Origin of the sequence: Micromonospora maritima, assembly GCF_902825405.1 — a bacterium.
In the GTDB taxonomy this organism is placed as follows: Bacteria; Actinomycetota; Actinomycetes; order Mycobacteriales; family Micromonosporaceae; genus Micromonospora; species Micromonospora maritima.
In genome coordinates this window covers 1-12,855 of sequence record NZ_CADEAU010000014.1, presented here as the reverse complement: position 1 = coordinate 12,855, position 12,855 = coordinate 1, and the positions used below count along the sequence as shown (strand labels likewise).

General features: G+C 72.1%; 11 protein-coding genes. 3 read left to right on the top strand and 8 right to left on the bottom strand.

The genetic code is table 11. The features are described 5' to 3' along the window. Nucleotides 1-247: 247 nt before the first annotated feature. The 8 genes from araA to HUW36_RS03570 all read right to left on the bottom strand — a co-directional run bounded on the left by araA (nucleotide 248) and on the right by HUW36_RS03570 (nucleotide 10,578). Nucleotides 248-1,750 carry an L-arabinose isomerase gene (gene araA / locus HUW36_RS03605; protein WP_174526776.1) on the bottom strand — a complete coding sequence of 501 codons (1,503 nt, stop codon included), beginning with the start codon at nucleotides 1,748-1,750 and terminating at the stop codon, nucleotides 248-250. Nucleotides 1,751-1,776: 26 nt separating this feature from the next. Then, a complete protein-coding gene (gene yjfF / locus HUW36_RS03600) occupies nucleotides 1,777-2,766 on the bottom strand; it encodes a galactofuranose ABC transporter, permease protein YjfF (RefSeq protein WP_174526775.1) in 990 nt (329 codons plus the stop codon). Further along, on the bottom strand, nucleotides 2,763-3,836 hold the full coding sequence (locus HUW36_RS03595) for an ABC transporter permease (protein ID WP_174526774.1): 1,074 nt from the start codon (nucleotides 3,834-3,836) through the stop codon (nucleotides 2,763-2,765). Before HUW36_RS03595 ends, yjfF begins: the two co-directional genes overlap by 4 nt. Further along, nucleotides 3,833-5,371, bottom strand: coding sequence for a sugar ABC transporter ATP-binding protein (locus tag HUW36_RS03590; protein ID WP_174526773.1), 1,539 nt, complete (start codon nucleotides 5,369-5,371; stop codon nucleotides 3,833-3,835). The genes HUW36_RS03595 and HUW36_RS03590 overlap by 4 nt, the downstream gene beginning before the upstream one ends. Nucleotides 5,372-5,529: 158 nt before the next feature. Continuing rightward, nucleotides 5,530-6,459 carry an ABC transporter substrate-binding protein gene (locus HUW36_RS03585; RefSeq protein WP_246247850.1) on the bottom strand — a complete coding sequence of 310 codons (930 nt, stop codon included), beginning with the start codon at nucleotides 6,457-6,459 and terminating at the stop codon, nucleotides 5,530-5,532. A gap of 173 nt (nucleotides 6,460-6,632) precedes the next feature. Continuing rightward, nucleotides 6,633-7,325: an L-ribulose-5-phosphate 4-epimerase gene (locus HUW36_RS03580; RefSeq protein ID WP_174526792.1), complete on the bottom strand. Its 693-nt coding sequence runs from the start codon at nucleotides 7,323-7,325 to the stop codon at nucleotides 6,633-6,635. Between the two features lie 101 nt (nucleotides 7,326-7,426). Next, nucleotides 7,427-9,112, bottom strand: coding sequence for a ribulokinase (gene araB / locus HUW36_RS03575; protein WP_174526772.1), 1,686 nt, complete (start codon nucleotides 9,110-9,112; stop codon nucleotides 7,427-7,429). A 479-nt stretch (nucleotides 9,113-9,591) separates the two neighbouring features. Next, nucleotides 9,592-10,578 carry a LacI family DNA-binding transcriptional regulator gene (locus HUW36_RS03570; RefSeq protein WP_174526771.1) on the bottom strand — a complete coding sequence of 329 codons (987 nt, stop codon included), beginning with the start codon at nucleotides 10,576-10,578 and terminating at the stop codon, nucleotides 9,592-9,594. A gap of 252 nt (nucleotides 10,579-10,830) precedes the next feature. On the opposite strand from HUW36_RS03570, the gene HUW36_RS03565 reads away from it, so the two are divergent. The 3 genes from HUW36_RS03565 to HUW36_RS03555 form a co-directional block, all read left to right on the top strand. Continuing rightward, on the top strand, nucleotides 10,831-11,637 hold the full coding sequence (locus tag HUW36_RS03565; RefSeq protein WP_246247844.1) for a hypothetical protein: 807 nt from the start codon (nucleotides 10,831-10,833) through the stop codon (nucleotides 11,635-11,637). Nucleotides 11,638-11,729: 92 nt separating this feature from the next. Continuing rightward, the gene (locus tag HUW36_RS03560) at nucleotides 11,730-12,212 is read left to right on the top strand and encodes a hypothetical protein (RefSeq protein WP_174526770.1); all 483 of its coding nucleotides are present in this window, start codon (nucleotides 11,730-11,732) and stop codon (nucleotides 12,210-12,212) included. A gap of 77 nt (nucleotides 12,213-12,289) precedes the next feature. Beyond that, nucleotides 12,290-12,855 (top strand): MFS transporter (locus tag HUW36_RS03555; protein WP_484502577.1); only part of this gene is annotated, 566 nt, incomplete at its 3' end.

Sequence of the window (12,855 nt, the reverse complement as noted above, 5' to 3'; positions counted from 1 at the left end):
TCGCCACGACAGGCCTGTTAGCGTTAACAGTCAGCGTGTTCACTCCCCCTGCGGAGTTCACGCCGCGCCCGGACTGCACTCTCGGCCGCCTAGCCCGCCGCAAAGCCGGAGATGCACATATCGACTGTGAGCGATAACACAGCAGACGTCAAGACGTAACAACCGTCGATCCCATCCGGCTGCCGCCGTGCACGACGAAGCGGCGGACGCGTCCCGGGACGCGTCCGCCGCGATCACGACGACCGGCTCAGAACCCCTTGGCCAGCCGGTAGTAGGCCTGCCCCCAGCGGAGCTGGTCGGCGAACCGGCGGGGGTCGGTGTCGGCGTCGATGACGACCAGCTCGGTTCGGCTCATCTCGGCCAGGTCGTGCAGTTCCTCCACGCCGACGGCCTGTGACAGCACGGTGTGGTGCGGCGCGCCGGCGGTGATCCACGCCTCCGCGGAGCCGGCCAGGTGCGGGCGGGGCCGCCAGACCGCCCGGGCCACCGGCAGGCGACGCAACGGTTGGGGCGGAGGCACCACGTCGACCTCGTTGGCCACGAACCGGAACCGCTCCCCCATGTCGGCCAGGCCGAGCACCACCGCCGGGCCGGGCCGGGCGTCGAAGACCATCCGGACCGGATCCTCCCGTCCGCCGATGCTCAGTGGATGGATCTCCACGCTCGGCGTCTGCGCGGCGATGCTGGGGCAGACCTCCAGCATGTGGGCGCCGAGGATGAGTTCCCGCCCGGGTGTGAGGTCGTAGGTGTAGTCCTCCATGAAGGACGTGCCACCCTCGACACCGACCGCCATCGCCTTGAGCGTGTGCACCAGCACGGAGGTCTTCCAGTCGCCCTCACCGCCGAAGCCGTAGCCGTCGGCCATCAGCCGCTGCACCGCGATGCCGGGTAGTTGACGCAGCCCGCCCAGGTCCTCGAAGTTGGTGGTGAACGCCCGGAAGCCGCCCGCTTCGAGGAAGGCCCGCAACCCGAGCTCCAGCCGCGCCGCGTAGCGCAGCGACTCGTGCCGGTCGCCGTCGACCCGCAGCTCGGGCACCAGGCGGTAGCTGTCGTCGTACTCCTTCACCAGGTCGTCCACCTCGGCGTCGGTGACCTGGCCGACCACCTGGACCAGGTCGTTGACCCCGTAGGTGTTGACCGAGACGCCGAAGCGCAGCTCCGCCTCGACCTTGTCCCCCTCGGTCACCGCCACGTCGCGCATGTTGTCGCCGAAGCGGGCCAGCCGCAGCGACCGCATCGCCGACCATCCCCGCGCGGCCCGCGCCCAGGCGCCCACCCGGGCGATCACCCGGGGGTCGCTGACGTGCCCGGCGACCGTCTTACGGGCGACCCCGAGCCGGGTCTGGATGAATCCGAACTCCCGGTCGCCGTGTGCCGCCTGGTTGAGGTTCATGAAGTCCATGTCGATCTCGTCCCAGGGCAGCTGCACGTTGGCCTGGGTGTGCAGGTGCAGCAGCGGGGTCCGCAACGCGTCGAGGCCGCCGATCCACATCTTCGCCGGGGAGAAGGTGTGCATCCAGGCGATGACCCCCACGGCGCCCGCGGCGGCGGCGTCCCGGCAGGTCCGCAGGATGTCGGCGCTGGTGGTCAGCACCGGCTTCCAGACGATCCGGGCGGGGATGCCCGGTGCCCCGTCCAGCGCCGAGGCGATCTGCCGCGACTGCTCGGCCACCTGGCGAAGGGTGTCCTCGCCGTACATCGCCTGGCTACCGGTGAGGAACCAGATCTCAGGCTCAGCGTGCGTTGCCATGGGGTTGCCTTCCGCGAGATGGTCGGTCACTTGTAGCGGATTCCGATCAGACGTTGGAGCAGGATGAACGCGAAGAGCAGACCGCCGATGACGATCTTGGTCCACCACGAGTTGAGGCTGCCGTCGAAGGTGATCAACGTCTGGATGACGCCCAGCACCAGCACCCCCAGCACGGTGCCGAACACGTAGCCGGCGCCGCCGGTGAGCACCGTGCCGCCGATGACCACCGCGGCGATGACGTCCAGCTCCATGCCGACCGCGATCAGCGGCGCGCCGGAGAGCGTGTAGAACGACAGCAGGATGCCACCGACGGCCGCGCACAGGCCGCTGATCGTGTAGACCGCGATCCGCGTCCGCCCCACCGGGAGCCCCATCAGCAGCGCCGACTGGGCGTTGCCGCCGACGGCGTAGACGTTGCGGCCGAGCCGGGTGTAGGCCAGGACGTAGGCCGCCACGGCGACCACCGCGAACGCGATCAGCACGCTGATCGAGACGAAGGTGCCGCTCGGGTCGCCGATGCGTTGCTGCGACATGGTGGTCCAGAACCCGTCGGTGATCGGGATCGACGAGTCGCTGATGAAGGTGCACATGCCACGGGCGAAGAACATCCCGGCCAGCGTGACGATGAACGGCTGGATGTCGAAGAAGTGGATGACGCAGCCCATCAGGAAGCCGAGCGTCGGCCCGATGAGCAGCGCGACGACCAGCACCAGGGCCGCCGGCCACCCCTCCCGCAGCAGGAACGCCGACACCATCGCGGTCATCGCGACCACGGAGCCGACCGAGAGGTCGATCCCGCCGGTGAGGATCACGAACGTCATGCCGACCGCGACGACGAGCAGGAAACCGTTGTCGATGAAGACGTTGAAGACGACCTGGACGTTCGAGAAGGCGCGGTACTGGGAGACACCCACGCCGTAGAGCACCAGCAGCAGGGCGAGGGTCACCAGGACCGGAACGTGCCGCCGGGGGAGGCGGGCCCAGGTACGCCCCGGGCTCAGCGAGGTCGTGGTCATGCGGGCACCTGCTCCTTCCGCGTCTCGTCGGCGCCGGCGGCGGCCGGGGCCGGCACCCGGCGTCGTCGGGTGAACCGGGCCCGGAAGCCGGGCGCCTGGATGAGGCAGACCGCGATCACCACGACCGCCTTGAACAACAGCGACGTCTGGGGCGAGATGTTCATCGCGTACACCGTGGTGGTGAGCGTCTGGATGAGCAGCGCGCCGAGGATGGTGCCGCCCAGTGAGAAGCGTCCCCCGGCCAGCGACGTGCCGCCGATGACCACCGCCAGGATCGCGTCGAGTTCGACCCAGAGGCCGGCGGCGTTGCCGTCGGCGCTGGACACGTTCGCGGTCATCATGAAGCCGGCGACGGCGGCGCAGGCGGCACTGATCACGTAGACCAGGAAGGTGATCCGCGCCGACCGGATGCCGGCCAGCCGACTGGCGCGGGCGTTCCCGCCGACCGACTCGACGATCAGGCCGAGCGCGGTCCGCCGGGTGACCGCGGCGATGAGCAGCGCCGCGGCGAGCGCGATGAAGATGGCAAGCGGCAGCGTCAGGAGGTGACCCACACCGATGGCCTTGTAGGGGCTGGAGTTGATGGTGAGGATCTGGCCCTCGGTGATCAGCTGGGCGAGGCCCCGGCCGGCGACCATGAGGATCAGCGTGGCGATGATCGGTTGGATCCCGATGACCGCGACCAGGACCCCGTTCCACGCGCCGAGGACCAGGGCCACCGCCAGCCCGAGCGCCAGCGCCGTCAGCACCCCGCCCATGCTGTTCTGGTCCGGCTGCCGGCTGATGTAGAGGCAGGCCACCGCGCCGCTGATCGCGCAGAGCGAGCCCACCGACAGGTCGATGCCACCGGTGGCGATCACGAGCGTCATGCCCAGGGCGACCAGGATCAGCGGCGCGCTCAACCGCAGGATGTCGATCAGGCTGCCGTACAGGTGACCGTCGCGGACCTGCACCGAGAGGAAGCCGGGCCGGTAGACCGTGTTGGCCACCACCAGGGCGACGAGCACCACGACCGGCCAGAACAGCCGATGGGTGGTCAACGCCCGGTACCGCGACTGTGCGGTGCTCATGACGGCACTCCCTCGTGTGCGGCGCCGGCGGCGATGGCCTGCATGATCCGGTCGGCGTCGACGCTCTGGTCGTTGGTGAGCTGCGTGACCAGCTCGTGGTCCCGCATCACGGCGATCCGGTGGCTCAGACGCAGCACCTCCTCCAGTTCGGCGGAGATGAACAGCACCGCCGTGCCGCCGTCGGACAGCTGCGCGACGAGCCGCTGGATCTCGGTCTTCGCCCCGATGTCGATGCCCCGGGTCGGCTCGTCCAGGATCAGCAACCGGGGCTCGGTGATGAGCCAGCGCGCCAGCAGCACCTTCTGCTGGTTGCCGCCGGAGAGGTTGCCCACCGGGATCTCCGGATCGGCGGGACGGATGTGCAGCGCCCGCACCCACCGGTCGACCAGCTCGTCCTGCCGGCGGCGGGGAATCGGGCGCAGCCAACCCCGGGCGGCCTGCATGGCCAGGACGATGTTCTCCCGCACCGACAGGTCCGCGACGATGCCCTCGGCCCGCCGGTTCTCCGAACAGAACCCGATGCCCCGCGCGATGGCCGCCACCGGTGTCCGGAGCGAGGTGGGGCTGCCGTCGACCCGGACACTTCCGTGGTCGGCCCGGTCGGCGCCGAACAGCAGCCGCGCCACCTCCGTCCGGCCCGAGCCGAGCAGGCCGGCGAGGCCGACCACCTCACCCGCGTGGACGGTCAGGTCGAACGGCGCCACCGCCGACCGCCGCCCCAGCGCCCGCGCCTCCAGCAACGGCGTGCCCTCCGTCGCCGCCACGTCGCGCCGGGGCTGCTCGTCCAGGCGCTCCAGCACGTCCAGCTCCTTGCCGATCATCTTCTCGACGAGGCTGAGCTGGGGCAGGTCGCCGGTCGTCCACTCGCCGACGAGCTGACCGTTGCGCAGCACGGTGATCCGGTCGGCGATGCGGTAGACCTGGTCGAGGAAGTGGGTGACGAACAGGATCGCGATCCCGTCGTCGCGCAGGCTCCGCATGACCCGGAACAGCTGCGCGACCTCTCCGGTGTCGAGGCTGGACGTCGGCTCGTCCAGGACCAGGACCCGGGCTTCGATGTCGATGGCGCGCGCGATCGCCACCATCTGCTGGATCGCCAGCGAGAAGCTGCCGAGCGGCGCGTTGACGTCGATGTCGAGGTCGAGCCGGGTGAGCAGGGCGCGCGCCCGGCGGCGCATCTCGCCCCAGCGGACCGCGCCGAGCCGGCGCGGCTCGCGGCCGATGAAGATGTTCTCCGCGACGGAGAGGTTGGTGCAGAGGTTGACCTCCTGGAAGACGGTGCTCACGCCGGCGGCGGTGGCCTGCATCGGGCCGGTGAACGACACCTGCTCGCCGGCGAGCGCGACCGTGCCGCGGTCGACGCCGTAGACGCCGGTGAGCACCTTGATCAGGGTGGACTTGCCCGCCCCGTTCTCCCCCATCAGCGCGTGCACCTCGCCCGGGAAGAGACGGAAGTCCACGCCGTCGAGCGCGCGTACGCCGGGGAACGACTTGCTGATCCCCGTCATCGTCAGGACTGGATGGCTACCTGTCATGCCACCGGACCTTTCCTCAGTTCCGAGAGGAGGGCGCGCGGCGTACGCGCTCCCTCGATCGACCACCTGTGCGGGCCCGGTGGGTCCGCGCGGCGGCCGGGCCTCGACAGGGCCCGGCCGCCGCCTCGGATGCCGGGGCGGCACCCCCGGCGGTCCGGTCAGTACTTGCGGTTGGGCAGCGCCTCCTTGGCCTGCTCCTGGGTGAACGTGGTCTCCTCGGTCTCGATCCGGGCCGGGACCTCCTCGCCCTTGTGCACCTTCTTGGCCAGCTCCATCAGCTGCGGGCCGAGCAGCGGGCTGCACTCGGCGATGAAGTTGAACTTTCCGTCCGCGAGGGCCTGCATGCCGTCCTTCACCGCGTCGATCGTGATGATCGTGATGTCCTTGCCGGGCACCTTGCCGGCCGCGGTGATCGCCTCCAACGCGCCCAGGCCCATGTCGTCGTTGTGCGCGAACAGCACGTCGATCTTCGGGTTGGCCTTGAGGAACTGCTCCATCACCTGCTTGCCGCCGGCCCGGGTGAAGTCACCGGACTGCGAGGCGACGATCTTCAGGTTGGGGTTGGCGGCGATCGCTGCGGCGAAGCCCTCCTTGCGGTCGTTGGCCGGCGCGGAACCCGTGGTGCCCTGCAGCTCGACGATGTTGACCGGGCCGGACGCCGACTTCTTCTGCTCCACCAGCCACTCGCCGGCGAGCCGCCCCTCCTTCTTGAAGTCGGAGCCGAGGAACGTCTTGTAGAGCGACTTGTCGGCCGAGTCGACCGCCCGGTCGGTCAGGATCACCGGGATCTTGGCGTCCTTGGCCTCCTTGAGCACGGTGTCCCAGCCGGACTCCACCACCGGCGAGAAGGCGATCACGTCGACCTTCTGCTGGATGAAGTTGCGGATGGCCTTGATCTGGTTCTCCTGCTTCTGCTGCGCGTCGTCGAACTTCAGCTCGACCCCGGCCTCGGCCGCCGACTCCTTGATCGAGGTGGTGTTCGCCGTGCGCCAGCCGCTCTCGGCGCCGACCTGCGAGAAGCCCAGGACGAGCTTGTCGTCGCCGCCGGCGGAGCCGCCGCCGGTGTCGCTGTTGCCGCAGGCCGCCATGCCGGTGGCGAGCAGTGCCGCGGTGAGCACCGCGGCGGCCTTCCGGAACGGCAGGGAGTTCCTCGTTCTCTTCACCGCAAGTCTCCTCGGGGTATGCGTTGCCGCGCTGTGTGGTGGGTGGGGTGGTGCGACGCGGTCGCCCGAGAAGACGCCGCGCGATTCGGGAGCGGGCGTCAGGGGCCCGCCGGGAAGGTGGACCGTTGGCCGTACACGTTCTGGTAGCGGTCGTGCAGGGCGTCGACGTCGGCCGCCGCCATCGGGACCGGCTCACCGAGCGCCCGGGTCAGGTGCGCGGTGCGGGCGACGTCCTCGCACATCACCGCCGCCTTGACCGCGGCGCGGGCGTCCCGACCGATGGTGAAGACACCGTGGTTGCGCATGAGCACGGCCGGCGAACGGTGCCCGGCGAGCGTCTCCACGATCCCCTTGCCGATGTCGTCGCCGCCGATCAGTGCGAACGGGCCCACCGGAATCTCGCCGCCGAACTCGTCGGCCTGGGCGGTGAGGTGGCACGGGATCGGCTCACCACGTGCCGCCCAGGCGGTGGCGTAGCCGCTGTGCGTGTGGACCACGCCGCCCACCTCCGGCATGGCCCGGTAGACGTAGGCGTGGGCGGCGGTGTCGCTGGACGGCGAGAGGTCGCCCTCCACCGCGACGCCGTCGAGATCGCAGACGACCATGTTCTCCGGCGCGAGGTCGTCGTAGTCGACGCCGCTCGGTTTGATCACCATCAGGTCGCGGCCGGGCACCCGGGCCGAGACGTTGCCCGCGGTCCAGGCGACCAGACGGTAGCGGGTGAGTTCGGCGTGCAGCCGGGCCACGTCCTCCCGGATCCGCCAGATCTGCTCGTCGGATCGACCGCCCATAAGGGGCCGACCGGGCATGCCCTCGCTGCGCTCGGTGCGTTCGCTCATGCGGGGCCGACCAGGCATGCCCTCACGGCCCTCGCTTCGCTCGGTGCGTTCGCTCATGCGAGCACCTCCACCGGCGCCGAAGTCGACGCCGCCGCGCCGTCGACGGCGGCGTTGCGGATCGCCCGCAGCCGGGCCATCACGTCGCTGCCGCCGCGCCCGAAGTGGTCGTGCAGGTGCCGGTACTCGGCGTAGAGCGCGTCGTAGGCGCGGGCCCGCCGCGGATCGGGCCGGTAGACGTCGCGGTCCACCCGGCCCATCACGCGCGACGCGGCGTAGACGTCCGGGTACGCCCCGGCGGCCACCGCGGCGTGGATGGCCGAGCCCAGCGCGGGGCCCTGGGTGGAGCCGATGACGCCCAGCGGGCGGTCCAGCACGTCGGCGTAGATCTGCATCAGCAACCGGTTGCTGGTCAGGCCGCCCGCGACCACCAGCTCCCGGACCGGCACGCCGGCCTCGACGAGAGCCTCGACGATCATCCGGGTGCCGTACGCGGTGGACTCCAGCAGCGCGCGGTAGACGTCCTGCGGCCGGGTGGCCAGCGTCAGGCCGACGACGAGGCCACTCAGGTCGTGGTTGACCAGCAGTGAGCGGTTGCCGTTCCACCAGTCGAGCGCGATCAGACCGTGCGCACCGACGGGTTGTGCCTCGGCCAGTTCGGAGAGCCGCTCGTGCGAGGCCACGCCGGCCGGTGCGGCGTGCTCGACGAACCAGCCGAAGATGTCGCCGACCCCGCTCTGCCCGGCCTCGTAGCCCCAGGCGCCGGGGCTGAGCCCGCCCTCGACGGCGCCGCACATCCCCGGCACCTCGACCAGGTCGGCGCCGTTGACCACGAGGCACGTGGAGGTGCCCATGATGGCGACCAGGTGGCCCGGTTCCAGGGCCTGGGCGGAGGCGGCGGTCACGTGGGCGTCCACGTTGCCGACGGCGACCGCGATGCCCTCGGGGAGCCCGGTCCACGCGGCGGCCTCGGCGGTGAGCGAACCGGCCCGGGCGCCCATCGGCAGCAACGGGCCGTCCAGCTTGCCGACGAAGTCGGCGAAGTCCGGGTCCAGCGCCGCGAGGAACTCCCGCGACGGGTAGCGGCCGTCCTGGTGGATGCCCTTGTAACCGGCGGTGCAGAGGTTGCGCGTCTCCACGCCGCACAGTTGCTGCACGATCCAGTCGGCGGCCTCGATGAACCGCCCGGCCCGGCGGTAGGTGGCCGGGTCCTCGTCCAGGAGCTGGAGGCCCTTGGCGAACTGCCATTCGGCGGAGATCTTGCCGCCGTAACGGCCGAGCCACGGCTCGCCGCGCTCGTGGGCGAGCGCGTTGATCCGGTCGGCCTGCGGCTGCCCGGCGTGGTGCTTCCACAGTTTCGGCCACGCGTGCGGCCGGTCGCGCAGTTCGGGGACCTCGCAGAGCGGGGTGCCGTCGGCCAGCGACGGCAGGACCGTACAGGCGGTGAAGTCGGTCGCGATGCCGATCACGCGCCCCGGATCGATCCCGGCGGCGGCCACCGCGGCGGGGACCGCCCGGCGCAGCACCTCGCGGTAGTCGTCCGGGTCCTGCAGGGCCCAGTCCGGCGGCAGCGGCTCGACCGCGCCCGGCAGGGCGGTCTCGATCACGCCGTGCCGGTACTCGTGCACCGCCGTGCCGAGCTCCGCGCCGTCGTCGACCCGCACCACCAACGCCCGTCCCGACAGGGTGCCGAAGTCGACCCCGACGACGTACCGGTCCCCCGGCCCGTCCAGACCCCTCATCTCCACCTCCACGTGCCGTGGCCCACATTGTTAGCGCTCACATCAACACCGGTCAAGATGTCTGCGCAACAAAGCGGTAACAGCGCGGTCATCCGGGCCGACCCGGCTCGCCCCACTCCAGCCATCGATGGCTGTGAACGTTCACAACAATTGCCGCACAGTGCCGGCTCCACCTGCACTTGCCGGGTGATCCACGTCTGTTAGCGCTAACCGTGAGCGCACCGACGCGGAACCGCCGAACCACGGCAGCCCTCGGGCGCGAGTCGCCGGGACCGCCCGCCGCGACCGGCCGCACCGCTGGTCCGCTGTGAGCGGTCACACTGGAGCGACCCGGGGTCCGGCCGGGAGGATGCGGGCAGGATCAGGCCGGTGACGGTCCACCGAGGACCGGTGGGGTCGAGGCCCACGTTCCGACCGTCGGCCGGTCGTCCCTCATGCGTCGCCGGCCCGGACGGCGGAGGCCGTCCGAGCCGGCCCGGTCAGTCGCGTGGGGCGGCGACGCTGCGCCGAGGAACCAGCGTGGGCGCGATGGTCTGGCGCAGCTCGCCGACGGTGTCGGACTCGATCTGCGCCAGCAGCAGGTCGAGGCTCGCCCGGGCCACCGCGTCGAAGTCCGGCCGGACGGTGGTCAGCGGCGGGATGAAGTAGGCCGCCTCCGGCACGTCGTCGAAGCCCACCAGGCTGATGTCGTCGGGCACCCGCCTGCCGTACTCGTGCAACGCGCGCAGGACGCCCAGTGCCAGGTGGTCGTTCGCGGTGAAGATCGCGGTCACCTCGGGCATCCGGGCCAGCATCTGCCCGCACCGGTAGCCCGACGCGGCCGACCAGTCGCCCGGTATCGGCGGCGGCACCTCGGCGCCGGCCGCCGCCAGCGCCTCGCGCCAGCCCTCGATGCGCCCGGCGCTGTCGAACCAGTCGGCCGGCCCGGAGACGTGCCACACGGTCCGGTGTCCCGCGTCCAGGAGGTGGCGCGTCGCCTCCCGCGCGCCGCTGACCTGGTCGACGGTCACCAGCGGGACCGGTCGGCGCGGATCGCCGTCGACGGTCACCAGCGGCACGTCCTTGGGCAGGTGCTCCAGCGCCTCCCCGGCCGACTCGACCGGAGCGATCACCACGATGCCCGCCACCCGATGCGCCAGGTGCCGCTCGACGGCCGCCGAGATGGACACCCGGTCCAGGTCGCGCACGCTGGCGACGGTGACCGCGAAGCCTTCCTCGGCGGCGGTCTGCTCCAGCGCGGCGAGCAGCGACGCCGGCCCGTAGAGCGTGGTGTTCTGGGCGACCACGCCGATCACCTGCGACCGGCCGGTCACCAGCGCGCGCGCCGCGCGGTTGGGCCGGTAGCCCAGTTCCGTGATGGCCGCCTGGACCCGCAACCGCGTCTGCTCGCGGACGTTCGGATGCCCGTTCAACACCCGCGACACGGTCTGGTGGGAGACGCCCGCGAGGCGGGCCACATCGGTCATCGCGGGACCACGCACGGCACTCACCCTCCCCGCAATCCCACCGCCACGCCCGGCAGCCGACAGGCGCCGGCGGCATCCGGCGCGAGATCAACGTCAGTGTACGCCCTGGTGTCTTCGCCGAAGCCGGGGCACAGCCGTGGCGTCCGGCGGCCCGACGACGGACCGGTTCCCCCGGTCGCGGCGGGCCACGGCGCCGACGCCCGACCGCCCCGAGGCCGGTCCACACCGGCGGGTCGGCGGTACGGTGTCACCGTGGGCGGGGGCACCGGAGGTGAGACGTACCGACCGGTCGGACGACGGCGGATCGCACGGCTTCTCGGCGCCGCGCTGGCGGTCACGCTCGCACCGGCCGGGTGCGGCGAGCAGAGCGGCGACGTCGCGGCGCGGTCGCAGGCGGCGGACGAGGCAGAGCGCCTCAACCAGGCGCTGGGGCACCGTGACCGGCCGCGGGACGCCGCATCGATCACCGCCACCGAGGTCCTCGGGGAGTCCGGGACGGCGGCTCCGGGCGACGGATCGACCGTCCGCCGGGAGGCCATGGCCTGGTCGGGTCGGGTCTCCGGGGACGAGCGGGCCACGATCGACGTCCGCTTCGTGGTGACCCTCGACGAGGCGCCGGTGAGGGTCATCGGCGCCCGCGGCCGGAGCGCCGGGGCGGCCACGGTGTGCTTCCGCTACGAGCTCCGGCTCTACCGCCACACGTCCTACCGGGAGATCGACTGCCCGCCCGGGGCCGCACCGCCGACGCCGAGCGCCGCTCCGGTGCCGGCGTTGCCGGCGGACGGACGCAAGCGGCTGACGGCGGTGCTGCGGTCCGCCCGGCCGGAGACGCTGGCGGGCGCCGTGCGGACGGCGTTCCCGCAGGAGTGGATCACTGTCGACACGGCGGCACAGGGTGGCGCACTGGTCGCCGCGGTCGGGGTGCCGGCCGAGCGGGAGTGCCTGCTGCTGGTGCGCACGGCCACCGGCCGGATCGAGGAACCCGGGTACGACCGGATCTGGCTCGAGCCGGGCGAGACCGGGTGCCGGACCGGCCTCTACCTGTCACCGCCGCGCTGAGCCGTCCCCGCCCGCCGGCCGGGTTCCGCATCCACGTCCCGCCCCACCGAAGGACCGACGAGAACGGTCGAACGTCAACGTATCGTTGACAGATGACTCCCGAGCCGACCCACCTGTCCGAGGTCGCCGCGGCCCGGGCCGCGCTCGACGAACACGAGCTGGAGCTGATCGACCGGGCCCGGCACGACGGGGCCACCTGGGCCGCGATCGCCGGCGCGCTGGGGCTCGGCAGCAGGCAGGCCGCCGAGCAGCGCCGGCAGCGTCTCGTCGAGGCCCGCCGGTCGCGGCTGGCGCGCCGCGACCGGGCCTGCGCTCCCGATGTCGCGACGATCCGGGCCGCCGTGTCGGACCTGCACCGTTGGATCGAGGCGGACCGCCGGTGGGACGACCGCTTCCGTCGGGCGCCGCTGGTCCGGCGCACCACCGGCACGGCCCTCGACGCCGCCGCGCCGGGTTCGTTGTACGCGCTCGCCGCGTACCTCGTCGGGGACCTGGCCGAGGTCGGGCCGCAACTGCCGGTGCCCGCCCGCGAGGCGGCCGGCCGGATCGCCGCGGCGCTGTCAATCAATCATTGACATGGTTCGACAGCATTGCCTGCGGATGACTCAACGCCGGACGATATGAGCCTTCTCCGCTCAACCCTGGAGGGCTCGTGCGCCGCAACGCCGTCCTGTTCGTGGCCGTCTCCCTGCTGTCCGGGCTCGGCGGCGGCGCCATGGCGCTGGTCGCGGGCATCTGGATCCTCGACCTGACCGGGTCCACCGGCCTGGCCGCGCTCGCCGGGCTGTGCGTCTACGCACCGGTGCTGGCCGGGCCGTGGCTCGGCGGGCTGCTCGACCGGGCACCCCGGCGACCGCTGGTCATCGGGGTGAACCTCGCGCTGGCCGTCGTCCTGCTGAGCCTGCTCGCCGTCCGCGGCCCGGACCAGGCCTGGCTGATCTTCGTCGTCTCGCTCGCGTACGGCGTCGGCTACGTGCTGGTCGATGCGGGCGAGACCGCCCTGCTGCCGGCGGCGTTGGACCCCGCGCGGCTCGCCGACGTCAACGGCTGGCGCTCCAGCGCCCAGGAGGGTACGAAGCTGGTCGCGCCGCTGCTCGGGGCGGGGCTCTACGCCTGGCGGGGCGGGCTTCCGGTCGTCGTGTTCAGCGCCGCGGCGCCGGTGCTCGTCGCCGCGCTCTACGCGGCCCTGCGGCTGCGCCGGACGCCGGTGCGCGCAGG

Excerpts from the sequence above, each read along its gene's own strand:
- HUW36_RS03570 (WP_174526771.1), bottom strand. The coding sequence starts at position 10,578 with ATGACCGATGTGGCCCGCCTCGCGGGCGTCTCCCACCAGACCGTGTCG.
- araA (WP_174526776.1), bottom strand. The coding sequence starts at position 1,750 with ATGGCAACGCACGCTGAGCCTGAGATCTGGTTCCTCACCGGTAGCCAG.
- HUW36_RS03595 (WP_174526774.1), bottom strand. The coding sequence starts at position 3,836 with ATGAGCACCGCACAGTCGCGGTACCGGGCGTTGACCACCCATCGGCTG.
- HUW36_RS03590 (WP_174526773.1), bottom strand. The coding sequence starts at position 5,371 with ATGACAGGTAGCCATCCAGTCCTGACGATGACGGGGATCAGCAAGTCG.
- araB (WP_174526772.1), bottom strand. The coding sequence starts at position 9,112 with ATGAGGGGTCTGGACGGGCCGGGGGACCGGTACGTCGTCGGGGTCGAC.
- yjfF (WP_174526775.1), bottom strand. The coding sequence starts at position 2,766 with ATGACCACGACCTCGCTGAGCCCGGGGCGTACCTGGGCCCGCCTCCCC.
- HUW36_RS03585 (WP_246247850.1), bottom strand. The coding sequence starts at position 6,459 with ATGGCGGCCTGCGGCAACAGCGACACCGGCGGCGGCTCCGCCGGCGGC.
- HUW36_RS03560 (WP_174526770.1), top strand. The coding sequence starts at position 11,730 with ATGACTCCCGAGCCGACCCACCTGTCCGAGGTCGCCGCGGCCCGGGCC.
- HUW36_RS03580 (WP_174526792.1), bottom strand. The coding sequence starts at position 7,325 with ATGGGCGGTCGATCCGACGAGCAGATCTGGCGGATCCGGGAGGACGTG.